The following is a 21,583-nucleotide window of genomic DNA, read 5'->3' on the forward strand; positions in this document are numbered from 1 at the left end:
CGCTCATAGGCGGCCTTCTTCAACAGCGTGACACGCAACCCGGGTACCGTCATCCTGGGTTCTTAGTGCAGGGATTTCCTGTTTGCAGCGGGCGTTGGCATGGGGGCAGCGGCCATGGAAAACACAGCCGCTTGGCAGATTAACCGGCGTAGGTACCTCGCCCGAGAGACGAATATGCTGCGGCCGGTCATCTTCCAAGCGAGGAATAGCGGATAGCAGCGCCTGGGTATAGGGGTGCCGAGGCTTAGCAAACAGCGTAGCGGTGGTCGAAATCTCGCATACCGTGCCCAAGTACATAACAGCCACCCGCGTCCCAAAATGCTCTACCACCGCCAAATCGTGGGTGATGAACAGATAGGTCAGGTTACGGTCTCGTTGGGCATCCATCAGCAGGTTGAGCACCTGAGCCTGGATGGATACGTCCAGTGCTGAAATGGGCTCGTCGGCCACGATAAATTCGGGGTCAACGGCGAGTGCGCGTGCAATCGCGATACGCTGGCGCTGCCCGCCGGAGAACTCATGACCAAAGCGTTTGCCCCAGTCCGGGTCGATGCCCACCGAGCGCATCACTTCCCCAACTTTGTCGAGGATCTGCTGGCGGTTCCAGTCGGGGTGGTGCAAGCGGAGCGGCTCTTCCAGGGTTTGCTGAATCGTCATACGCGGGTTTAGCGACGCGTAAGGATTCTGGAAGATCATCTGCATGCGCTTGCGATAGGGCAGCAACTGCTTGGAGCTGAGATCGTCAATGCGCTGGCCGTCGTAGCGAATCTCGCCCTCTGAGGGAGAGATCAGCCCCATGACCGTGCGCGCCACGGTGGACTTACCGCAGCCAGATTCACCCACCACGCAGAGCGCTTCGCCGCGTTTGATGTCCAGGTTCACGCCGTTAATGGCGTGGACATACTCCTGATGGCGAACCAGCTTGCCACCTTTGAAGCGTAGCTGCTCAAGAAAATCGCCAGAGAGTGAGAAGCGCTTTTTGAGGCCACGAATTTGCAGCAGTGACTCGCTACTCTCCTCATTTTGGGTCGGCATGGTCGCTATCGTTTCCGCCTGGGTGTTCATAGGCTTTCCTCCTTCAAGCGGCGGTCTTCAAGCATTTCCGCCACCATATGGCAGGCAACGCGGCAGTTACCGGAGTCAACAAAGTCGGGGACTTGCTGGGTGCACGCTGGCCGAGGCTGGCCGTCGGCACGGTTGATAAAGTCGCAGCGGGGGTGAAACGCACAGCCGCTAGGCAGGTTAGACAGAGACGGCATGCTGCCACGAATCTGATTGAGCTTTTCCCCCGGCGTTGCCATCTGCGGCAGTGCGTTGATCAAACCTTGCGTGTAAGGGTGCTGCGGGTCGTTGATGATTTCCCGCGTGGGGCCTTGCTCGATGACACGGCCTGCGTACATGACCAGCATGCGCTGAGTCACTTGGCTCACCACGCCCAGGTCGTGGGTAATCAAAATCAAGCCCACGTTGTGCTGCTCACATAGCTCCAGCAGCAGCGCCATGATTTCGGCCTGAATCGTCACGTCTAGCGCCGTGGTAGGCTCGTCGGCAATGATGATGTCCGGGTCGAGCAGCAGGGCGATGGCGATAATAATACGCTGGCGCATCCCGCCGGAAAGCTCGTGGGGGTACTGGTCTAAGCGCTTTTCCGGAGAAGGGATCTGCACCTGGCGCAGCTTATCCAGGGCGATGGCACGGGCTTCTTTGGTAGAGATGCGACGGTGCGCCTTTAAGCACTCCACCATCTGTTCGCCGATGGAGAGCACTGGGTTCAGAGTCATCATCGGATCTTGAAAGATCATCGAGATGCGGTTGCCGCGCACTTTGCGCAGGCCGCGCTCCGACATGCTGTTGAGCTCTTTCCCTTCGAAAGTAATGCTACCCCCGGCAATAAAGCCGGGCTTGGCGATCAAATTCAGCAGTGAGAAGGCGGCGACGGATTTACCCGCGCCAGACTCGCCTACAATACCCAAGCGCTCGCCGCGTTCCAGGGTGAAATTCACGTCGCGCAGGGCGCGCACTTCGCCCTGGCGCAGGGCAAAGCGGACATCGAGATGAGAAACTTCAAGAAGTGCCATGGTGTCCTCAGCCTTTGTAGAGTCGTGGGTTCATGACATCGCGCAGCCAGTCGCCCAGAAGATTGATTGACAGCACCAGCACTACCAGCACCGCACCGGGGATCAGCGTGATCCACCAAGAGCCTGATTGAATATAGTCAAAGCCTGCTTTGATCAGCGAACCCAGCGAGGGGTGCGTTTCCGGCATGCCTAGCCCCAAAAACGACAGCGCCGCTTCGGAGATAATCGCGTTAGCAATTTGCACCGTGGAGATAACAAAAATCGGTGACAGCGTGTTCGGCAGCACATGGCGGAACATAATGCGTCGGCTACGCAGGCCCATTACACGGGCGGCGTCCACGTACTCTTTGTTTTTTTCGGCCAGCACTGACGCGCGCACGGTACGAGCATACTGGGGCCATTCGGCGAGGCCGATAATCAATATCAGCATCATCACCGCGTATTGGCTGTAGAACGCGCTGCCCATGGTGGCCTTCACCACCGCACCCACCACAATCGCCACCATCAAGGTGGAGAACGAAAGCTGGATATCTGCTAGGCGCATCAGGAAGGCATCTACGCGGCCGCCCAGGTAGCCTGCCATCAGGCCGAAGGTAACGCCGAGTAATGCTTGCAGCGCCACCGCGCCAAAGCCAATCAGCAGCGATACCCGCGTGCCGTAGAGAATGATCGACAGCAGATCACGCCCCTGGGCGTCGGTGCCCAGCGTATACATCTCGTCGGCACCATCAACCCAGAAGGGCGGCAGTTCTGAGGCAAGAATGTCGATTTGAGCTAGGTCATAAGGGTTAGTAGGCGCCAATAGCGGTGCTGAAAAGGCGGCGATGACCAAGCAAACAAAGACCGCAAAGCACAGCTGTGCCGTACGATCACGTTTGAAGCTGTACCATACAAAGGAGTCGCGCAAGCGCTCCCAGCGGCTTGGGGCAGTCGAAGGTGTGGACGTTGTCATGCGGGCTTACCAGTCAGTTTTACAGTGGGGTTCACAAAGCCGTAGATCAAATCCACGATGGTGTTCGTGACCACGAAAATGACGCCGACAATCATCAGATAGGTAACAATCAGCGGAATATCGGCACGGTGAATAGCATCTAGGAACATCAGCCCCATGCCCGGCCATTGGAAGACGGTTTCGGTCAAAATGGTGTAGGCCACCATGGTACCAATCTGTACGCCACCTACGGTAATCACCGGCAGCATGGTGTTTTTCAGCGCGTGAACGAAATAGACACGGCGCATGGAGATCCCTTTAGCGCGCGCATACTTCACGTATTCAGATTGCAGCACTTCCATCATTTCTGCGCGAATCAAACGAATAAACAGCGGCAGCATGATCGAGGCCAGCGATACGGCGGGTAGAACAAGGTGTTGCAAACCATTCCAGGTAACCAAGTTGGTGTCCCAGTGGCCGACGACATGCACCAAATCATAGCCACGACCAAACGACGGCATGTTGCCCTCAGTCGAGAGCAGGCCGTTTAACCAAGCGCCCCAGGCAGTGCCTTCGGGGAACAGCGAGACGGTAATACCAATCGAGAAAATTTGAATTAACACAATCGCGGTCAAGAAGACCGGGATCGAAATACCGATAATCGATGCCCCCATGAAGAACCGGGAGATCGGCGAGCGCGGTTTGATAGCGCTATAAACGCCAATGGGCACAGACAACAGCACGATAATCAGGGTGGCAGCAAATACCAGTTCAAGAGTGGCGGGCAGGTGCCGGGCAATCACTTCCAGCGCTGGTTCGCGGTAGAAGTAGGAGTAGCCAAAATCACCCTGAACGGCGTTTTTAGCAAAACGCACGTACTGCACAAGGAAGGGGTCGTTGAGCCCCAGCCGTTCGCGAATGGCTTCGCGTTCACTTTCGGGGACCGACTGTCCGACCATCTGCTGTACAGGGTCACCCAGGTTATCCTGGATGGCGAAGGCCAGTACACTGATGACAAACATCACCAATATTGCGTGCATCAGCCGCTTGATTAAAAAAGCAATCATGGCGTACGCCACCTATGTAGGTTAATCAGAGAAGCGCCGCGTGGCCGTCTGGCGGCCGTAAAGAAAACGCTTCGCTCTCCAGCAGGGCTGGAGAGCGAAGCATCCTTGCGCGGGTTATCAGTTCTGCGTGGGGATTAGCGGTTAATTACCAAATCACCCAGGTAGGGGAAGTCCAGCGCGCTAACAACCGGCTCAACATCTACGCCTTCAGCTGCGGCGTAGGCGAGGTTTTGCCAGTGCAGCATGACGAAACCAACGTCTTCATACAGCATGGCTTCTGCTTCACGCAGCATTTCGTTGCGTTTTTCAAGATCTGTTTCGCTGTCGGCTGCCGTCACCAGTGCGTCGATCTCTTCGTTGCAGTAGCTGCCGTAGTTGTACTGGCCAGCACCGCTCTCTTCATCAATACAGAAAGAGAGGTACTGGAAGAAGTTAGCGGTGTCTTCGGTATCCGCGTGCCAGCCGATCATGGCGATGTCTGACTGGCGAGTGTCGTACTCAGGCCAGTACTGAGCCAGCGGCATGGTGCGCAGGTTAACGGTGATGTTAATGCGGGCGAGCATGTTGGCAACCGCTTGGGCCAGCTGCGCATCGTTCACGTAACGGTTGTTCGGCGCGATCATATCAACGCTGAAGCCCTCTTCGTAGCCAGCTTCGGCCATCAGCGCTTGGGCGCGCTCAAGGTCGTAGCGGGGAACGAGGTCAGAGTTGTGGCCTGAGTAACCTTCCGGAGAGAACTGACCAGCCGGCGTTGCGAAGCCGCGCATTAAGCGGTCGGCGATGCCTTCCTGGTTGATGGCTAAGTCAACGGCTTGGCGAACGCGAGCATCCTGGAAGGCCTCAACGCGCTCTTCGTTGAGCTGGAAGCCGATGATGCGGGTGCCGGGCACTTCGACTAATTCAACACCGTCAGCGTCGCGCACACGATCTAGGTCGTTAGGCGGAACGGCATCGATGAAGTCAACGCCGCCAGACAGCAGGGCCGCCACGCGTGAGGCATTTTCAGCAATCGGCGTTAACACGATTTCAGAAACGTTGCCTTCGCTTTCGGTGTCCCAGTAGTCTTCAAAACGTTTGAAATCAACGCGTACACCCTGGCGACGGTCAGTGACGATGAATGGGCCGGTGCCTGACACGTTGCGTGAAGCGAAGGAGTTACCCGCTTTAACGATTTCGGCTTTGTCGTTACCGTCTTCGGTTTCGCCTGTGTAGAACTCGCTATCCATCGGGAAGATGTAAGTAGCGAGGTTCAACAGCAGCGGGTAGGGCTCAGACGTGGTGATTTCGACGGTGTACTCGTCAACGGCTTCTGCGCTGGCCACCGGATCAAAAATGGCGCGGTAGTCCGGGCTCTCTTTCAGACGCTCAATGGTCCATACGACGTCTTTCGCGGTGAAAGGGTTGCCTGAATGGAAAGTCACACCTTCACGCAGGGTCATGCGCATGGTGGTTTCGTCGACCTGTTCCCACTCAGTGGCTAGGCGCGGCTCAAACTGAAAGTCTTTCGTCCAGCGAACCAGCGGGTCAAACGCGAGGTGCGAAAAACGCAGAACGCCACCCGAGAGCTGCTCGTGGAGGTCAAGGGTTTCAGGGTCGGCAGAGTAGCCGATACGGAGCGTTTCGGCACTTGCGGTCATCGGCAGCATTGCTGTCGCTGCCACGGCAGCACCAATCACAGAGGCCAGTAGCGTCTTTTTGAGCGTCATAATTGTTCCCATGCATGTTGTTTATTGTTCAGTTTTACTGAAGGGGTGTTCAGCACAGCCCTGCCCTCAACGAGTTTCTACGCTGTGCTCGTCAGTAAAACAGACACGGTCAGCCCGTAAGCTATCCTGACAACATAGAGAGAGGTGGCAGCGTCATACAATCGAAATAATGACAGGCATCATTCATCTACTGAATGATACGGCTAACGGCGGACGTTGCAGCGCGGAGTGTTAGACAAAAGTCGATAGCTGGGCCGTGTGTGAAGACAATCCACACTTCACTCAATAGATAAGGCGTAAAAGACTATGTTGAAACAATGTATTACCTGGTTAGCTGCTAGCGTTATCGCGGGCGGTTCGTTGGGGCTAAGCGCCGATGAAACGGCAGACATGATCGGTACACTTGGCGAGGAGGAGTATGCCTGGTTTGTATTACGCCAAGGGGATGATTCAAACGCATCATTCATGGAGGTGGGCGACCAAGTACAAATTGAGGCGACAGGCTTTGTTGATCCTATGGAATGGGATGCTCAAGAGGCCTTGGTCATCAGCTTAGTGTTGGAGCAGGGTAAGCTTGTCGACGCAAAGGTGATGCAACTGATAGGCGAGACGACCATGCCGCCTCTTTATACCTCCCAAGATGGCGGTGTCACGGTGGTACTTAGTCACGTGGAGTCAGCAGGGCGCGAGCTTCATGTGGTAGGGCGCATTGAAGGCCAGCTGGCCCTGCAGCACACGCTGGAGTCGCCCCCCAATGCGTCAGAGGTCGTGCCGCTCAGCGTGCGCTTTGATATTACTGCGCAAAAAGTCGAGTTTTAGGGAGCGTATGTCGCTGCAATTACGCCCCAAAACGCTGGTGAAGCCAGCGGTTAATCTCATCCGATTCGTAGAGCCACGTGGCTTGACCTGCGTCATCGGTAATTTTTAGGCAGGGGACTTTTACTTTCCCGCCACCTTCCAGCAGGGCTTGCTTATGGGCAGGGTCTAGCTGGGCATCGCGAAGCTCAATAGTAAGACCCAGTCGGGCAATTTCCTTACGCACTTTGATACAGAAGGGACACGTTCTGAACTGGTAAAGCGCGAGTTGTTGGCAAGCCGCGTCTACCTGAGCCTGCTCTTCTGGGGTGCGCTCAACGGCTTTTGGCGTGGATAGCTTCTCGGAGATCAGCATGACGGGGGCTAGCAGGACGCGAACGCCCCGAAAGAAGTAACGAATTAAGATGCGCATGGTTGTCTCCTCTCACTGCACTGCTTTACAGCCTGTGTAGTGGACGGGTTGTTGGATGTCGATTAAGAAAAGGTGCGCGCATCCTGCAATAAATCGTCAGAATTGTCACTTTCTGAGCCTGTAATGCCATGTCGCGCGGGGAACGAGATGAGCAACACCGCGTGGCGTGCTAATCTCAGCGCTCGTTGATTGATGTGTTTAGTAAGTTCAATCGTTTGAAATGGTTAGGAAGGGAGCGCTTGGCCCATGCGTCTGCACATTATCGGTATCTGTGGCACCTTTATGGGAAGCCTTGCACTACTTGCCCGTGAGTTAGGTCATGAGGTGAGTGGCTCTGATGCCAACGTGTACCCACCGATGAGCACGCAGCTCGCTGAGGCGGGCATTACTCTGATGGAGGGGTATCGGGAAGCCAACCTCTCCGGCGCTATCGACTTGGTCGTCGTGGGTAATGCACTCTCACGGGGCAATCCAGAGGTGGAGGCACTGCTTAATAGTGGCATGCGCTACACCTCAGGCGCGCAGTGGCTCGCTGACTATGTACTGCCTGGCCGCAAAGTGATTGCGGTGGCGGGCACTCATGGCAAAACCACCACCGCTAGTTTACTGGCGTGGCTGCTAGAGAGTGCGGGGTTGGCCCCTGGTTTTCTGATTGGCGGTGTGCCGCGTAATTTTGGTATTTCCGCCCGGCTAGGCGGCGCTGATGCCCCCTTTGTGGTGGAAGCCGATGAGTATGACACGGCCTTTTTTGATAAGCGCTCCAAGTTTGTTCACTACCGCCCGACGATTGCGGTGATGAACAACCTTGAGTTTGATCATGCAGATATTTTTCCTGATCTCGCCGCTATTGAGCGCCAGTTCCACCATTTAGTGCGTATTGTTCCCAGTCAAGGGCATTTGCTGGTGGCCGATCAGCAGCCCGCGCTTGAACGGGTGCTAGAGATGGGCGCATGGTCGCCGGTGGCCTATTTCGGGACCGATAGGGATAGCCAGTGGCAGCTGCGCCTAGAGCGTGCCGACGCAAGCCGTTTTCAGGTTTTGTATGTGGGAGACCAAGGCGAAGAAGATGGCGTCGTTGAGTGGGGGTTAACTGGCGAGCATAACGCACGCAATGCGCTAGCGGCACTTGCCGCTGCACGGCTATGTGGCGTGAATTTGGCGCGTGCCTGTGCCGCGCTGGCGCGGTTTAAAACACCGCGCCGCCGGCAAGAGGTAAGGGGCGAGGTCAATGGCATTCAGGTGATCGATGATTTTGCCCACCACCCGACGGCCATTGCCGCCACGCTGCAAGGTCTGCGCGCCGCCACGACCAAGGGGCGCCTGTTGGCGGTGATTGAGCCCCGCTCGAACACCATGCGCTTGGGCGCATTGCGGGAGCGCTTGAACGACAGCGTGGCCGATGCGGATGCGGTGTTCTGGTTTCAGCCAGCGGGAGTGGCTTGGTCGATGGAGTCGCTGGTAGAGACTCAAGGAGAGCGTGCCGCGCTGTATAACGATATTGATGCGTTAGTAGACGCGGTGGTCATGCAAGCGTCACCGCTAGATCGTATCGTGGTGATGTCGAATGGTGGTTTTGAAGGGGTGCACGAGCGGTTATTGAATGCATTAACCAAGCGGGAGCAGGCAAAGTGACAACGTTTAAACCACCGATAACGGTCGCGCTAACGGGCGCATCAGGTGCCCAGTATGGCCTTCGTTTAATCGATGTACTGGTCGATGCGGGGCATGAGGTGTGGGTGATGATTTCCAAAGCAGCCCACATGGTGATTGCCACGGAAACAGATGTGTCACTTCCTGCTCAGCCCCAACGCTTGGTAGAGGCGCTCACGGAAAAAAGCGGTGCTCAACCAGGGCAAATTCGCTGTTTTGGGCGTGAGGACTGGATGGCGCCCGTGGCGTCTGGGTCAGGCGCACCTTCGGCCATGGTGATTTGCCCCTGTTCAACGGGCACGCTATCTGCCGTCGCCACCGGTGCCAGCAATAATTTGATTGAGCGCGCCGCCGATGTGGCCATTAAAGAGCGCCGAACGCTGGTGATGGTGCCGCGAGAAAGCCCGTTTTCACCTATTCACCTGGAACACATGCTGGCGCTTAGCCGCCTGGGTGTGGTCATTTTGCCCGCCGCACCAGGGTTTTATCACCGCCCTCAAAGCATGGAAGATCTGATCGACTTTATTGTTGCGCGCATACTCAATCAGTTGGGTATTGCCCACCGCCTGATGCCCCGCTGGGGCGAAGAACAGCACTCAACACATGCATCCAGCGATGCGGAGAACAAGGAAGGTTAGACATGATGTCATGGGCGACGCTCTCGGTATTTGTACCCACGTTTCTGTTTGTTTCATTAACTCCTGGCATGTGTATGACGCTTGCTATGGTGTTAGGCATGACCCAAGGGGTGAAGCGAACCCTGTGGATGATGGTAGGGGAGCTGATTGGCGTTGGTTTTGTGGCCGCCGCCGCCGGTGCGGGCGTGGCCGCCTTGATGCTCCGCCAGCCTGAGCTGTTTATCGCCTTTAAGTGGGTGGGCGGCGCTTACTTGGCTTATCTAGGTATTATGATGTGGCGCTCACGGGGGCGTATGGCGATTCCTAGCGAGCTGGATACCGGTCCTGCCGCTGGGCGTCTTCAACTGGCTATTCAAGGGTTGGTGACGGCCGTCGCGAATCCGAAAGGGTGGGCATTTTTTATGGTGCTGCTGCCGCCGTTTTTAGATGGCAGTAGGCCGCTTGCGCCGCAGCTGAGTATGCTGATTGCCGTCATTCTCACCATCGAGTTTGCCAGTATGCTGATCTATGCCACCGGCGGTAAAACGCTGCGTAAACTGTTGGGCAAAAGTGGTAATGTCCGGCTGCTGAACCGTATCGCGGGAACGCTAATGATTGGTGTGGGCGTGTGGCTAGCGCTGGGGTAAGCCGACCTATGAGGCGCCGCTGGGCGCCGACGCTAACGGTTATCTATCCACTCAAACGGGCGGAAAAAGCATCACCCTCAGGCTAACGAGCAGCAGTGAGCCCATCATCAAGCTGGCCCATGGAACAGCAGGAAGCGGGGCTCGGTAGCGCCGCTGCCAGTTAATTTGAATCAGCGCACACACCACTAGCCCCATTAGGGCGCCGCCAATTAAATCACTTAGCCAATGAACACCAAGCGCTAGCCGCGAAAGTGCCATTGGCATTGCTATCACTATCGCCAGCCAATAGACCCACATCCGCCACTGCCGCGGCACCCTGGCGGCTAGAAACGCGGCGGCTATGCCAACCACCACCACCCACGTTGACGTATGTGCGCTTGGGTAGGAAAAAGATCCCATCAAATAATCTGGCGTGGCTGGCCGGGCGCGTGCAAACAAGGCCTTGCCCAGCGTGTTAAGTGCGCCAATGCCGCCCAGTGCAAGCACGCCATGGGCGAGCAAATCCGTACGTTTCAGCCAGAGCAGCCACGCCGCCCAGGGAACTGCCAGCGCTACCACGCCTGCTTTATCGCCTATTTTAGCAAGTAGCAGGCTTGCGTCTGTTAGCCAAGGCGTTGCCAGCCATGAGAAGAGTCGCTGGGCCTGAAGGTCCATAGAAAGCGGGCCTGGGTGCTGCATCACGACCAGCGTCCAGGCCGATGCCGCGGTGAGCGCGATGATACATAAAAACAGTGAGGCTAACGGCACTTCGCCGCTGCGGCTCATGGCCAGCCAAGGGCGTCGCATAGCGGGGATGCGCCTCGCTATTTGCGCCATTGTAAAGTACACCCGCCCGTGGCGGCCTACCTGGGCGCGCCCCCAGGAAAACATCATGGCTAACACTACCATGCTAGCGGCCAGTATAAGCACGGCCATTTGAATGTTGGCGGGTAGGTCGAGCCGCTGCTGCCAGGTATGGCCCAGCAAGTAGCCAGGTAACACGTAGGCAGGCGCCCAAAGCGCAGCCGACACGATATTTGCCAATAAAAAAGTGCGTGAGGGCATCCGCATCATGCCCGCGATGAGCGGAATGATGGGGCGTACGGGCCCCACAAAACGGCCGATAAACACCGAATAAACGCCATAACGCTCAAAAAAACGTGCCCCTCGCCCCAGCCACTCAGGATGCAGTGATAAGGGCCAGCGGGTGACGACCGTTTCGCGGTGCCGGTAGCCTAAAAAGTAGCTGAGGCTATCGCCCAACACGGCCCCGATAAACGCGGCGCCTATGAGCCATGGCAGTGCGACCATCTGATGCCCTGCCATGGAGGCAGCGGCGGTGATCAGCACTACGCCGGGCACCAGCAATCCCACCAGCGCTAGCGACTCTACTAAGGCGATGGTCAGGATGAGTAAGAGCAGCGTCGTAGGCGAGAGTGAAAGAGCTAACAGGCTATCGGCAATGGCCAAGGGCGATTCCATCCGCAGTGAGCTTAAACGTGGGCAATAGCGTCGGCACGCGCTTCCAAGCGCTGCATATAACGCCCAAAACTCTCCTTACGCTGTGGAAGGCAGGTGGTGATCCGTGCTTCCAGCTGGCCGGTTTCCACCAGCACGCAGCGTGAAAGAGCACGCTGTAACCGTTCTCGTACCAATAAGGCTCCGCTTTCGCTGGTGTCGGGCAGTACTAGCCAAAAAGTCGCGTTACCCGCGCGGCCCAGTATGTCGTGATCTCGGCAGCGGCTATTGACCTCGTTGCACAGAGCGCCTAGCAGCGCCGTTTGCGCACGGTGCCCAAACTGCTCCTCTGCCATATCCAGCTGCGGTAAATGCAGGACCAGCACAGCAAGGCGTTTGTTCAACATGGACGCGCGTTGAAACTCGTTATTTAACCGCTCTTTCAGCGTATCGATATGGTAAGCATCGCAGTCGCTGTCGTTGGGGTCAGTGGCGCGCAGGAGTGCACGGCGACGGGCGTGCTCCCAAGGAGGGAGTGCGAGCAGGAATGCCAGTGCGATATAGCCAACCGATATGGGAGCGTGAGCAGCAAACGGCGCGAACCACCACCACGCTAACAAAGACGCCCCGTTAACCGCCAATGCTCCCCACAGCGGTAGCAGCAAAAAAGTAGCTGCGATAGGTAAGCCTAACCAAATGGCAGAGGGTTCTGGCGCTATGTAAGCAGCAGATAACACCACGACATAGGTGCTTGCTAAAAGGAGTAAGCGAGGCAGGGTTGGCTGCACACCCTGGCCCAGGTGCATTAGTAAACACACGAGAAGCATGAGCGTTACGAAGAGTGGAACCAGCAGCTCTCGATAGCTACCCAGCGCGTAGAGCCACAGGGTATAGGCGGCAATCATCCCGATACTGGCGCTATAAGCGAACGTCATTAACCGTTTGGGTGAGGAGCGCACGTTCATAAAGCCTCACGTAGTGACGATTCGGGATAACGGCTGAGGGCTTCCAGGGTTAGCAATTCAAGCTCGATATCCATGAGTGGCTTGTGTTGAGTGAGCGCATTGTCCGGTAATGCGGCCAGGAGCAGGGTGCGTCGTTTCGCTGCTTCGCTTGCGCTGCACGATAACATCAGGGTAGCCAATGTGGTGCTATTGAGCCGATAGACGTTTTCAAAATCGTAGGTGATCTCACACAGCTTTTGCGCTACGGGCCAAAGCTGATGTCGTCTGACCTGAATCACCAGTACTTCAGCGTAAATAGCTTCACGCTCAGAGCGGGTCTGTTCGCGCATTAAATCACGCAGTAACTGCTCTCCGGCCCAGAGGTTTAAGCCAGGGATTAAACGCAGCCGCTGACGGATGGTGCCGTTCATATGAAGGAGCTGGTGGGTGCGTGCCATGGCCAGCAGGCTGAGTATCACCAGTGCCAGGGTTAGCAGCAGCCACTCAGGGAGCGACATTAACGGCATAATAATCAAGCAGCTCGCCAGTGCGGCGCAGGCGTTGAACAATGCCGCCCAGCGGTGTTGGGGCAGCATAAAGACGGCTCCCCATGCCCAGATGAGCAGCGCGTGTCGTTCAGGGGCAACCGCGATTAGCCCAAGCAGCAGAGTGCCTGCCAGCATTTGCCAGGGTAAGCCCCGGGAGCGGCGGTGGCTAAAATCTAATGTTAGAGCCGTGATTAACAGCCAGCCAATCGACAGCCAGAGCAGAAGCGCAGCGCCAGGTGCGGCGGTGGGCGTCCATAAACATAAGGCCACAGCGGCGGCGAGCAGGTTGGCTCTTAGTAGGCTGATTTTGTATTTGCTTTGCATGGTGGCTTACTATCTACCTAATGGCGAATGGCCTTTTGAGCAGTAGCATAACGCATTGCTTGGCCTCATCCTTTGAATCACTCAGTATAATGTCCATTGGACGTATTACACGCCTACTTACACGGCAAGGCTCAAGACATAGGGAGATCGTATGCGCGGTTCTGATGCATTCCAACAAGACGCCCAACACCATCTGGCTGCAGGGGATGTGCCCGCGTATATGCAAACGCTCGGGCAGAGTGCCCGTGCCGCTGCCAGTGCACTACGTCGTGCCGACACACAGATCAAGAATCAAGCGCTTGCCGCCATGGCGCAACGTTTAGACGCCGCCCGACGCGATATTTTACAGGCCAATGACGAAGACATGCAGCTCGGGCGTGAAAATGGCCTTGATAGCGCACTGCTTGACCGCCTAGCGCTGAATGAGCAGCGTATCGATGCCATGATTGAAGGGTTACGCCAAGTGGCGGCGCTGCCTGACCCGGTCGGTGAAATTGACGGCATGAGCTACCGTCCTAGCGGTATCCAAGTGGGTAAAATGCGCGTGCCGCTAGGCGTGATCGGGATTATTTACGAGTCGCGCCCCAATGTGACGATCGAGGCGGCCAGCCTGTGCCTTAAATCAGGCAATGCGTGCGTTCTGCGCGGTGGCTCTGAAGCCAGCGCCTCCAACGCAGCGCTGAGCCGTTGCCTTCAGGCAGGCCTTGCTGATGCTGGGCTGCCTGCGGGCAGTGTGCAGGTATTAGCCACGACAGACCGCGCCGCCGTGGGTGAAATGATCAGCATGCCTGAGTATATCGATGTGATTATTCCACGCGGTGGCAAGTCGCTAATTGAACGTATTTCTCGCGACGCTAAAGTGCCGGTGATCAAACACCTGGACGGTGTGTGCCACGTCTATATTGATACCACCGCTGATCCTGCTAAAGCATTAGCAATTGCTGTTAATGCCAAAACGCACCGCTATGGCACCTGCAATACCATGGAAACGCTGCTGGTTGATGCGCCCATCGCCGATATTTTGCTGCCAGAACTTGCCCGAGCCTATGCCGAGCACGAGGTTGAGCTGCGTGGCTGCGAGCGCACGCTGGCACTGCTTCCCCAGGCCGTCCCCGCGACCGAAAGCGATTGGCACGCCGAGTATTTAGCCCCCATTCTGGCGATTAAGATTGTCGATGGGATGCAAGAGGCGATTGAGCATATTGAGCGCTTTGGCTCCCACCATACCGACGCCATCGTGACGCAAGACTACTCCCTGGCACGTCGTTTTATGGCGGAAGTGGACTCAAGCTCCGTGATTGTTAATGCATCGACGCGTTTTGCAGATGGCTTCGAGTATGGGTTGGGCGCTGAAATTGGTATCTCCACCGATAAACTGCACGCTCGTGGCCCCGTGGGTCTTGAAGGCTTAACGACACAAAAATATATCGTGTTTGGAGACGGCCAGGTTAGACAATGAGTGATACGCCCAGCATCGCCGTGCCGATGCGGATAGGGATGCTCGGGGGCACCTTTGACCCCGTGCATAACGGCCATCTACGCAGCGCTATAGAAGTGCGCGAGGCGTTAGGCCTTCATACGCTACATATGGTGCCCGCACCGCAGCCGCCCCTACGAGATACCCCGCAGGTGTCGGCGGCCCAGCGCTTAGCCTTATTAAAAGCTGGTATTGGCGATACGCCAGGCCTGTTGGCGGATGATCGAGAGCTGCACCGTGAAGGCCCTTCCTATAGCGTGGATACGCTAACGGAACTCCGCCAGCAGTATGGCGAGAACGTGCCGCTGGTGATGGTAATTGGCTTTGATGCCTTTTTACGTTTGGCGAAGTGGGACCGTGCAGAGCAGCTATTTGAGCTAGCGCACCTGGCCGTTATCGCTCGACCTGGTTATCAATCTCCCTGGCCGACCCCATTGAAGGAACTGGTGGGGGATCGCGCAGTCGATAGTGTGGCAGCGTTAATGCAGCACACGCGGGGGAGAGTGCTCATGCTAGAACTTCCGTCGTTAATGGCAATCTCCGCTACCTATATTCGTCAACGCCTTAGCGACGGTAAAAGCGTGCGTTATCTGGTGCCAGAGGCCGTTGAGCAAGCTATTTTTCACCAAGGGCTTTATCAATCCAGCGAATAGCGCTGGCAGTCGTGAAAGAAGCCGTTACAATGGCCCGCTCACAGGCTGATGCCACTCGAAACCGACATTAGTAACGACACTTAATACCATCACAAGGGGTTGCCTTCAGGAGTCATGCACATCGATACACTGAAAAACCTAGCGATTGACGCGCTAGAAGAGCTTAAAGCACGCGATATTACTCAACTCGACGTTGCGAAATTAACCGAAGTCACTGATCTCATGCTGATTGCGAGCGGTACTTCTACCCGTCATGTGGCCGCACTGGCCCAGAACGTTGTCGAAAAAGCCAAGGCCTCCGGCCTACACCCCCGTGGTGTTGAAGGTGGTGACAATGCTGATTGGGTACTGGTCGACCTGGGTGATGTGGTTGTCCACGTTATGCTTCCAGAAGCCCGTGCACTGTATGACCTGGAACGCCTCTGGGCGGATCTACCAAATGACGCTGGCGCTATTAGCGAATCGCTGAAGCAGTTTGAAGAGCGAGCCACGATGTCATGAGGATTCGGCTGTTAGCGGTAGGTACGAAAATGCCTGCGTGGGTAGAGCAGGGTGTTGAGACCTACCGCAAGCGGCTCCCTCGGGATTTCTCGCTGGATATTGAAGAGATAGCGCTAGGGCAGCGTGGCAAAAATGCCGATATCGCGAAAGCCCGTGCGCAGGAAGCGCAGCGCATTCGCGATAAACTGCGTGGCGATGAAATTGTGGTGGCGCTGGAAGTGAAGGGTAAGCCCTGGACCACTGAACAGCTGGCGCAAGAAGCAGATGCTTGGCGCATGGAAGGTCGTGATGTGGTGCTGTTGGTGGGTGGGCCAGATGGCCTAGAGCCTTCGCTTTCTGCGATAGCTGATAAGGCGTGGTCGCTTTCCCCGCTAACGCTGCCGCACCCGCTTGTGCGGATTATGCTGGCCGAACAGCTATACCGCGCTTGGACCCTGTTGGTAGGCCACCCCTATCACCGCTAAAGAGTTGTTTACTAAGCGTTGTTTCCCGGCTGATTACCACCCGGTATGTTGTATTTTACGCCCGCCGGGGCCGCCGCCTTTACTGTTTGCTTTGAGAGTCATCTGTTGCCATGCCCCAGCGCCGTGACACGCTAAAAAACCCTGAGCAAGAGCTGCGTATTTTCCGTGTCAGGGCGCTGCTTGCCGTTTTGGTGGTGGTGGTGTTGACGAGTTTGTTAGTGAGCCGCCTTGGCTATTTGCAAATCGTACAGCACGACTTATACAGCACACGTTCTGAAAAAAACCGGGTGCGTGTCGAGCCGCTGCCGCCTAACCGTGGCCTTATCTATGACCGCAACGGTGCTCTCCTGGCGGAAAACCGTCCTACCTACAACCTGACCTTTGTCCGCGAGCGTGTTGACGATTTAGATGACACGCTGGCCCTGCTTGTTGATTTGTTAGAGCTTCCTGAAGAGGAGATTGAGGCGTTTCAAGTACGCTCTCGTCAGCGCCAGCGGCCCTTTCAGCCAGCGCTGCTGATGAGTGATCTCAGTGAAGAACAGATCGCACGGCTGGCAGTGAACCGCCACCAGTTACCCGGCGTAGAGGTAGAGGCCCAGCTGCTGCGCTACTACCCCGATGCTGAAGTGATGGCCCATGCGCTTGGGTATGTGGGGCGCATTAACGCCGAAGAGCTGCAGGATCTCGACCCAGGCCGCTACGCAGGCACCCACTTTATTGGCAAAACGGGGGTAGAGCGCTTTTACGAAACCGAGCTTCACGGCGAAGCAGGCTTGCGTAAAGTGGAAACCAACGCCCGTGGCCGGGTGCTCCGAGAGCTGGGTCGAACCGATCCTGTCCCGGGGGCCAACCTAACGCTGACCCTGGACCGTTCGCTCCAAATGTTGGCGTACGAGCTTCTGGACGGTCGACGTGGCTCTATTGTGGCCATTGTGCCCGGTACTGGCGAAATTTTAGCGATGGTGTCGACCCCAGGGTTTGATAGCAATCAGTTCGTGACGGGTATCGACGTCGCTTCTTACCGTGCGCTGCAGGAAGATATTGACCTGCCGCTGTTCAACCGCGCTATTCGCGGCCACTATCCTCCAGGTTCTACTATCAAGCCATTTCTTGCCCTGGCCGGTTTAGTGGACGGGGTCATCACCCCTGATAGCACCATCAACGACCCCGGTTTCTATCAGTTGCCCAATGACTCCCGCCGCTACCGTAACTGGCTACGGTGGGGGCATGGCCGTGTGGATATGGAGCGCTCCATTGCCGTCTCCAATAACACCTACTACTACACGCTGGCCCATGACCTTGGCATTGATAAGCTCCACGAGCAGATGACCAACTTCGGCTTTGGCCAGCGGGTAGCTCACGATGTGCAGGGCGAGAGTACCGGTTTAATGCCCTCTAGAGATTGGAAGCGCGCCCGTTTTAACCAGCCGTGGTACCCCGGAGAGACGCTCTCAGTGGGGATTGGCCAGGGCTACTGGCAAGTCACGCCGCTCCAGTTGGCCAGTGCTACCGCCGCGCTTGCTAATCGAGGGCACTGGGTGAAACCTCGCCTTGCCCTGCGTCTTGGCGAAGAGCCCGTGCCGCAAGTGCTGCCGGACACACTGCCAGATATTCAGCTCGCCAACGACAACTGGTGGAATCGTGTCTACAGCGGTATGGAGAAAGTGCTTACGGGTAGCGAAGGCACGGCTCGTCGCACCGGCGTAGGCCTTGAGTACCGCATGGGCGGTAAATCGGGCACGGCCCAGGTGTTTTCGCTTGGCCAAGATCAGCGCTATAACGCCGATGAGCTGGAAGAGCGGCTGCGTGACCACGCGCTCTTTATGGCGTTTGCCCCCATTGAAGACCCGCAAATTGCGGTGTCAGTTATTGTGGAAAATGCGGGCGGCGGCAGTACCCACGCGGCGCATTTGGCGCGCGCTATGACGGATGCTTGGTTGCTGGAAGACGAAGCCCCTGAAGTTGACGAAGTCAAAGAAGTGCTAGAAGCGGATACTGCCAACGTGGAGGGCAACTAACGATGCCTTGGCAACGAATTACCCGCTCGCTGCGCGGTTACCCAGTACGCCCACCGGATAGCGGCATTGCTCGGCGCAAAAGTATTTGGGAGCGTATTCATCTGGACCCCTGGCTGTTAGGGATGCTGATGGTATTAATGGGCGGCGGCCTGCTGGTGCTCTACAGCGCTTCTGGACAGCGTATTGATACCGTGATTGCCCAGGCGATGCGCTTTGGCGTTGCGCTTTCGGGAATGATCATTATTGCACAATTTTCTCCCTCCACTTTTTTACGCTGGGCGCCGCTTGCTTACGGCGTAGGGTTAGCCATGTTGCTGGCGGTGGAAATTGCGGGCGATGTAGGAATGGGGGCCAAGCGCTGGCTTGAAATTCCCGGGGTGATCCGGTTTCAGCCGTCTGAGATGATGAAGCTGGCTGTGCCGCTGATGGTGGCTGCTTATCTTAATCGCTGCCAGTTACCGCCTAGGCTGCGTGATATTGTGGTGTGTGCAGTCATTATTGGTGTGCCGGTAGTATTAACGGCGATTCAGCCAGACCTGGGTACATCGCTGTTGGTAGCGTGTGCGGCGGTCATCGTGGTGCTGTTGGCCGGGCTTTCATGGAAGCTGATTGGTTTAGTGGCTGCGCTAGGTGCGGCAGGCTTGCCCGTTTTGTGGATGAATATGCACAATTACCAGCGCCAGCGTGTGTTAACGTTTTTGGATCCAGATAGCGACCCGCTTGGTTCAGGGTGGAACATTATTCAATCCACCACCGCCATCGGTAGCGGCGGGCTTTGGGGGAAAGGCTGGCTAGAGGGCACCCAGTCTCAGCTTGAGTTTCTTCCCGAGCGACATACCGACTTTATTATTGCCGTCTTGGGTGAAGAGTTTGGTTTGGTCGGGATGCTAGTGCTGCTGGCTCTGTACGTGATGATTGTAGGCCGGGGGTTATGGCTGGCGGCCTCATCGCAAGATACGTTTGGGCGGCTGTTTGCTGGCAGTATTATTTTGACGTTTTTTATCTATGTATTTGTCAATGTGGGCATGGTGAGCGGCATTTTGCCCGTGGTAGGCGTACCGTTGCCGTTAGTAAGTTTTGGCGGGACCTCCAGCGTGACCTTGCTAGCGGGGTTCGGTATTCTCATGTCCATACATGCCCATCGACGGTTATTGCCACGTTGATTATTTAAACCGTGGTCGTGCGTATTCACAGGAGTGGTGAGCGAATGAACAGGGCGCGAAGTAAAGCAGGCGGTTACGCAATTGCCATGCTAGTAGCGTGTTCGGCCCCTGCAGTATTGGCAGAGGAAGAGGTCAGTTTTGATCCTCAAGACAATGCGCAGACCCAGCAGCTAGTCGATGAGTTAACCCAGCAAGGTGTGCCGAGTGAGTGGCTGGAACAGGCGCTCTCACAGGCTAGTTATCGTCAGGAAGTGCTGGATGCGATGGCGGGCGCCGCTGAGCGGCGGCTACGCTGGTTTGAATATCGCGCTATTTTTATGACCGAGCAGCGCATTGAAGAGGGCGCTGCGTTTATGCAGGAGTATGCAGACACGCTTGCTCGTGCGCAGTCGGAATATGGTGTTCCTCCCGAAGTGATCACGGCGATTATCGGTGTGGAAACCTACTATGGCCGTCATAAAGGAAGTCATAAGGTGTTGGATTCGCTGGCAACGCTGGCTTTCCACCATCCGGCGCGTGGCACCTTCTTTAGGGGAGAGCTCGCCGCCTTTTTGAAAATTGCCTATGAGCAGGAAGTGTCGCCTAGTTCACTGTACGGCTCCTATGCCGGTGCCATGGGCTATCCGCAGTTTATTCCTACGAGCTATCAGGCGTACGCGGTCGATTTTGATGACGATGACAGGCGCGATCTATGGAATAATCCGGTTGATGCCATTGGCAGTGTCGCTAACTACTTTGCTGAGCACGGCTGGCAGCGGGATGGCGCGATCTATCATGAAGCCAACGGGCCAGACACGCCGCCTGACGGGCTAAGCTTTAATCAAACGGTTCGCCCCACCACAACGGCTGCCGACGCCGCAGAACAAGGCGTTGTTTCTGAAGCCGCTTTGGCGGATGACACGCCGGTCGTGCCGCTGTTGCTGGAGTACGCCGATGGCCGCCAGAGCTATCGTCTGGGTGAATATAATTTCTATGTCATTACTCGCTATAACCATAGCCATCTCTATGGCATGGCGGTTGCCGAACTGGCAGAGGCTATCAAGCAGCAAGCTGAGGCTGAGCATGACTAAACTGCGAATCAATATGCGCTATTTAAGTGGCTCGCTGCTGTTAGCGGCCTTTGTTAGCGGTTGTGCCAGCCAGTCATCACCGCAGCGAGTGGCAGGCGGTGAGGTGGGTAGCTCAAATCCTGCGCCAGCGGCTCCCGCCGCTGCCAGTGGCGAGCGCTATGCCATGACGGGCGATGCTTACCCCGTGGCCCCGCCGGATGTGAGTACCGTGCCCGACGCTGAACCGCGCGTTGAGCAGCCCTCCCGGGCTGGAAATCGCTCTACTTACGAAGTATGGGGCGAAACCTACCACGTTATGCCCGATTCCCGTGGCTATACTCGTCAGGGAACGGCTTCTTGGTACGGCGAGAAGTTTCATGGTTACGCAACGTCCAACGGTGAGATTTATGACATGTATAAAATGTCGGCAGCTCACCGCTCGCTACCGCTGCCCACTTTTGCCCGTGTCACTAGTGTAAATAACGGACGTTCAGTCATTGTGCGCGTTAATGATCGTGGCCCCTTCCACAGCGACCGCGAAATTGACCTCTCTTACGCGGCGGCGGCACGTCTAGGGATTTTAGATAACGGTACGGGTGCTGTACGTGTTGAGGCGATTGACCCTGAGCAATGGATCGCTGAGCGAGGCGGCAGCCGCGCTGCACCGGCTGCCGCGATGCCCGTTGCCGCATCTCGTGAGGCGGCTTCAGCGCCTAGCGTAGCAGCGTCGCCATCACCGGCCCCGGCGTCTGCAGCCTCTAATCAAGCAGGCGATGTTATTTTTCTGCAAATTGCTGCACTTGGTAGTGCCGAGGGCGCGCAGCAGCTTCAGCAGCGCCTAGCGGAAGAGTTGCCCCACGGCGTGCGAGTGAAAAGCGAAGCGGATGTTCACCGCGTTCAGGTTGGCCCTGTCAGCCCTGGACAAGAGGGGCAGGCGCGTGCCGAGCTACGTCGAGCCGGCTTTCCTCAAGTTTTTGTCGTGAGATAATGCCTCTCAGTAGGTAATACCTATCAATAGGTAATACCTTTCAATAGGTGCCCAAGTGGCGTTTAATGCGCCGCCATTTTCTTTGTCAGTGAG

At 56.5% G+C, this 21,583-nt stretch carries 21 protein-coding genes; 12 read left to right on the top strand and 9 right to left on the bottom strand.

Features of this window, described 5'->3' with window-relative positions; translation table 11 throughout:
- Positions 1-3: 3 nt before the first annotated feature.
- From R0J87_RS06055 to R0J87_RS06075, 5 genes are all read right to left on the bottom strand, one after another.
- A complete protein-coding gene (locus tag R0J87_RS06055; RefSeq protein WP_498885017.1) occupies positions 4-1,065 on the bottom strand; it encodes an ABC transporter ATP-binding protein in 1,062 nt (353 codons plus the stop codon).
- Complete coding sequence (locus R0J87_RS06060; RefSeq protein WP_498885018.1) at positions 1,062-2,078, bottom strand: ABC transporter ATP-binding protein; 1,017 nt, start codon at positions 2,076-2,078, stop codon at positions 1,062-1,064. Before R0J87_RS06060 ends, R0J87_RS06055 begins: the two co-directional genes overlap by 4 nt.
- Positions 2,079-2,085: 7 nt before the next feature.
- A complete protein-coding gene (locus R0J87_RS06065) occupies positions 2,086-3,030 on the bottom strand; it encodes an ABC transporter permease (RefSeq protein ID WP_404466045.1) in 945 nt (314 codons plus the stop codon).
- Complete coding sequence (locus R0J87_RS06070) at positions 3,027-4,076, bottom strand: ABC transporter permease (RefSeq protein ID WP_404466047.1); 1,050 nt, start codon at positions 4,074-4,076, stop codon at positions 3,027-3,029. Before R0J87_RS06070 ends, R0J87_RS06065 begins: the two co-directional genes overlap by 4 nt.
- Positions 4,077-4,210: 134 nt before the next feature.
- Entirely contained in the window at positions 4,211-5,782 is a 1,572-nt protein-coding gene (locus tag R0J87_RS06075) for an ABC transporter substrate-binding protein (RefSeq protein WP_498885020.1), read from the bottom strand.
- A 306-nt stretch (positions 5,783-6,088) separates the two neighbouring features.
- On the opposite strand from R0J87_RS06075, the gene R0J87_RS06080 reads away from it, so the two are divergent.
- Positions 6,089-6,601 carry a hypothetical protein gene (locus R0J87_RS06080; RefSeq protein WP_498885021.1) on the top strand — a complete coding sequence of 171 codons (513 nt, stop codon included), beginning with the start codon at positions 6,089-6,091 and terminating at the stop codon, positions 6,599-6,601.
- 19 nt (positions 6,602-6,620) lie between these two features.
- On the opposite strand, the gene R0J87_RS06085 is transcribed toward R0J87_RS06080, so the two are convergent.
- Positions 6,621-7,010, bottom strand: coding sequence for a glutaredoxin family protein (locus tag R0J87_RS06085; RefSeq protein WP_404345496.1), 390 nt, complete (start codon positions 7,008-7,010; stop codon positions 6,621-6,623).
- Positions 7,011-7,256: 246 nt separating this feature from the next.
- Between R0J87_RS06085 and mpl the strand changes: the two genes are divergently transcribed.
- The 3 genes from mpl to R0J87_RS06100 are packed head-to-tail and all read left to right on the top strand — an operon-like array spanning position 7,257 to position 9,924.
- Positions 7,257-8,642: a UDP-N-acetylmuramate:L-alanyl-gamma-D-glutamyl-meso-diaminopimelate ligase gene (mpl, locus tag R0J87_RS06090; protein WP_498885024.1), complete on the top strand. Its 1,386-nt coding sequence runs from the start codon at positions 7,257-7,259 to the stop codon at positions 8,640-8,642.
- A complete protein-coding gene (locus R0J87_RS06095) occupies positions 8,639-9,298 on the top strand; it encodes a flavin prenyltransferase UbiX (RefSeq protein WP_498885026.1) in 660 nt (219 codons plus the stop codon). The genes mpl and R0J87_RS06095 overlap by 4 nt, the downstream gene beginning before the upstream one ends.
- A gap of 2 nt (positions 9,299-9,300) precedes the next feature.
- Complete coding sequence (locus R0J87_RS06100; RefSeq protein WP_404345499.1) at positions 9,301-9,924, top strand: LysE family translocator; 624 nt, start codon at positions 9,301-9,303, stop codon at positions 9,922-9,924.
- A 51-nt stretch (positions 9,925-9,975) separates the two neighbouring features.
- Here R0J87_RS06100 and R0J87_RS06105 read toward each other — a convergent pair whose 3' ends face one another.
- From R0J87_RS06105 to R0J87_RS06115, 3 genes are read right to left on the bottom strand one after another with little or no spacing between them, the layout of a single operon-like run.
- A complete protein-coding gene (locus tag R0J87_RS06105; protein WP_498885027.1) occupies positions 9,976-11,373 on the bottom strand; it encodes a bifunctional DedA family/phosphatase PAP2 family protein in 1,398 nt (465 codons plus the stop codon).
- A 23-nt stretch (positions 11,374-11,396) separates the two neighbouring features.
- Positions 11,397-12,326 (bottom strand): GGDEF domain-containing protein, encoded by a 930-nt coding sequence (locus tag R0J87_RS06110; RefSeq protein WP_498885029.1) that lies wholly within the window; start codon positions 12,324-12,326, stop codon positions 11,397-11,399.
- Positions 12,323-13,177, bottom strand: coding sequence for a hypothetical protein (locus R0J87_RS06115; RefSeq protein WP_404345502.1), 855 nt, complete (start codon positions 13,175-13,177; stop codon positions 12,323-12,325). The genes R0J87_RS06110 and R0J87_RS06115 overlap by 4 nt, the downstream gene beginning before the upstream one ends.
- A 151-nt stretch (positions 13,178-13,328) precedes the next feature.
- On the opposite strand from R0J87_RS06115, the gene R0J87_RS06120 reads away from it, so the two are divergent.
- From R0J87_RS06120 to R0J87_RS06155, 8 genes are all read left to right on the top strand, one after another.
- Entirely contained in the window at positions 13,329-14,636 is a 1,308-nt protein-coding gene (locus R0J87_RS06120; protein WP_498885031.1) for a glutamate-5-semialdehyde dehydrogenase, read from the top strand.
- Positions 14,633-15,307, top strand: a complete 675-nt coding sequence (nadD, locus tag R0J87_RS06125; protein ID WP_498885033.1) for a nicotinate-nucleotide adenylyltransferase — start codon at positions 14,633-14,635, stop codon at positions 15,305-15,307. Before R0J87_RS06120 ends, nadD begins: the two co-directional genes overlap by 4 nt.
- A 114-nt stretch (positions 15,308-15,421) precedes the next feature.
- Complete coding sequence (rsfS, locus tag R0J87_RS06130; RefSeq protein ID WP_404345505.1) at positions 15,422-15,808, top strand: ribosome silencing factor; 387 nt, start codon at positions 15,422-15,424, stop codon at positions 15,806-15,808.
- Positions 15,805-16,272, top strand: coding sequence for a 23S rRNA (pseudouridine(1915)-N(3))-methyltransferase RlmH (gene rlmH, locus R0J87_RS06135; RefSeq protein WP_404345506.1), 468 nt, complete (start codon positions 15,805-15,807; stop codon positions 16,270-16,272). The genes rsfS and rlmH overlap by 4 nt, the downstream gene beginning before the upstream one ends.
- A gap of 110 nt (positions 16,273-16,382) precedes the next feature.
- Complete coding sequence (mrdA, locus tag R0J87_RS06140) at positions 16,383-18,290, top strand: penicillin-binding protein 2 (protein WP_498885034.1); 1,908 nt, start codon at positions 16,383-16,385, stop codon at positions 18,288-18,290.
- Between the two features lie 2 nt (positions 18,291-18,292).
- Positions 18,293-19,453 carry a rod shape-determining protein RodA gene (gene rodA / locus R0J87_RS06145; RefSeq protein ID WP_498885036.1) on the top strand — a complete coding sequence of 387 codons (1,161 nt, stop codon included), beginning with the start codon at positions 18,293-18,295 and terminating at the stop codon, positions 19,451-19,453.
- A gap of 44 nt (positions 19,454-19,497) precedes the next feature.
- On the top strand, positions 19,498-20,523 hold the full coding sequence (gene mltB / locus R0J87_RS06150) for a lytic murein transglycosylase B (RefSeq protein ID WP_498885038.1): 1,026 nt from the start codon (positions 19,498-19,500) through the stop codon (positions 20,521-20,523).
- A complete protein-coding gene (locus R0J87_RS06155) occupies positions 20,516-21,490 on the top strand; it encodes a septal ring lytic transglycosylase RlpA family protein (protein ID WP_498885039.1) in 975 nt (324 codons plus the stop codon). The genes mltB and R0J87_RS06155 overlap by 8 nt, the downstream gene beginning before the upstream one ends.
- The last annotated feature ends 93 nt before the right edge of the window (positions 21,491-21,583 follow it).

Origin of the sequence: Halomonas sp. SIMBA_159, assembly GCF_046536035.1 — a bacterium.
Classification (GTDB): Bacteria; Pseudomonadota; Gammaproteobacteria; order Pseudomonadales; family Halomonadaceae; genus Vreelandella; species Vreelandella venusta_A.

What these genes read in the sequence shown, in the direction of transcription:
- R0J87_RS06055 (WP_498885017.1), bottom strand. Translation starts at nt 1,065, where the DNA reads ATGAACACCCAGGCGGAAACGATAGCGACCATGCCGACCCAAAATGAG.
- R0J87_RS06060 (WP_498885018.1), bottom strand. Translation starts at nt 2,078, where the DNA reads ATGGCACTTCTTGAAGTTTCTCATCTCGATGTCCGCTTTGCCCTGCGC.
- R0J87_RS06065 (WP_404466045.1), bottom strand. Translation starts at nt 3,030, where the DNA reads ATGACAACGTCCACACCTTCGACTGCCCCAAGCCGCTGGGAGCGCTTG.
- R0J87_RS06070 (WP_404466047.1), bottom strand. Translation starts at nt 4,076, where the DNA reads ATGATTGCTTTTTTAATCAAGCGGCTGATGCACGCAATATTGGTGATG.
- R0J87_RS06075 (WP_498885020.1), bottom strand. Translation starts at nt 5,782, where the DNA reads ATGACGCTCAAAAAGACGCTACTGGCCTCTGTGATTGGTGCTGCCGTG.
- R0J87_RS06080 (WP_498885021.1), top strand. Translation starts at nt 6,089, where the DNA reads ATGTTGAAACAATGTATTACCTGGTTAGCTGCTAGCGTTATCGCGGGC.
- R0J87_RS06085 (WP_404345496.1), bottom strand. Translation starts at nt 7,010, where the DNA reads ATGCGCATCTTAATTCGTTACTTCTTTCGGGGCGTTCGCGTCCTGCTA.
- mpl (WP_498885024.1), top strand. Translation starts at nt 7,257, where the DNA reads ATGCGTCTGCACATTATCGGTATCTGTGGCACCTTTATGGGAAGCCTT.
- R0J87_RS06100 (WP_404345499.1), top strand. Translation starts at nt 9,301, where the DNA reads ATGATGTCATGGGCGACGCTCTCGGTATTTGTACCCACGTTTCTGTTT.
- R0J87_RS06110 (WP_498885029.1), bottom strand. Translation starts at nt 12,326, where the DNA reads ATGAACGTGCGCTCCTCACCCAAACGGTTAATGACGTTCGCTTATAGC.
- R0J87_RS06115 (WP_404345502.1), bottom strand. Translation starts at nt 13,177, where the DNA reads ATGCAAAGCAAATACAAAATCAGCCTACTAAGAGCCAACCTGCTCGCC.
- R0J87_RS06120 (WP_498885031.1), top strand. Translation starts at nt 13,329, where the DNA reads ATGCGCGGTTCTGATGCATTCCAACAAGACGCCCAACACCATCTGGCT.
- nadD (WP_498885033.1), top strand. Translation starts at nt 14,633, where the DNA reads ATGAGTGATACGCCCAGCATCGCCGTGCCGATGCGGATAGGGATGCTC.
- rsfS (WP_404345505.1), top strand. Translation starts at nt 15,422, where the DNA reads ATGCACATCGATACACTGAAAAACCTAGCGATTGACGCGCTAGAAGAG.
- rlmH (WP_404345506.1), top strand. Translation starts at nt 15,805, where the DNA reads ATGAGGATTCGGCTGTTAGCGGTAGGTACGAAAATGCCTGCGTGGGTA.
- mrdA (WP_498885034.1), top strand. Translation starts at nt 16,383, where the DNA reads ATGCCCCAGCGCCGTGACACGCTAAAAAACCCTGAGCAAGAGCTGCGT.
- rodA (WP_498885036.1), top strand. Translation starts at nt 18,293, where the DNA reads ATGCCTTGGCAACGAATTACCCGCTCGCTGCGCGGTTACCCAGTACGC.
- mltB (WP_498885038.1), top strand. Translation starts at nt 19,498, where the DNA reads ATGAACAGGGCGCGAAGTAAAGCAGGCGGTTACGCAATTGCCATGCTA.
- R0J87_RS06155 (WP_498885039.1), top strand. Translation starts at nt 20,516, where the DNA reads ATGACTAAACTGCGAATCAATATGCGCTATTTAAGTGGCTCGCTGCTG.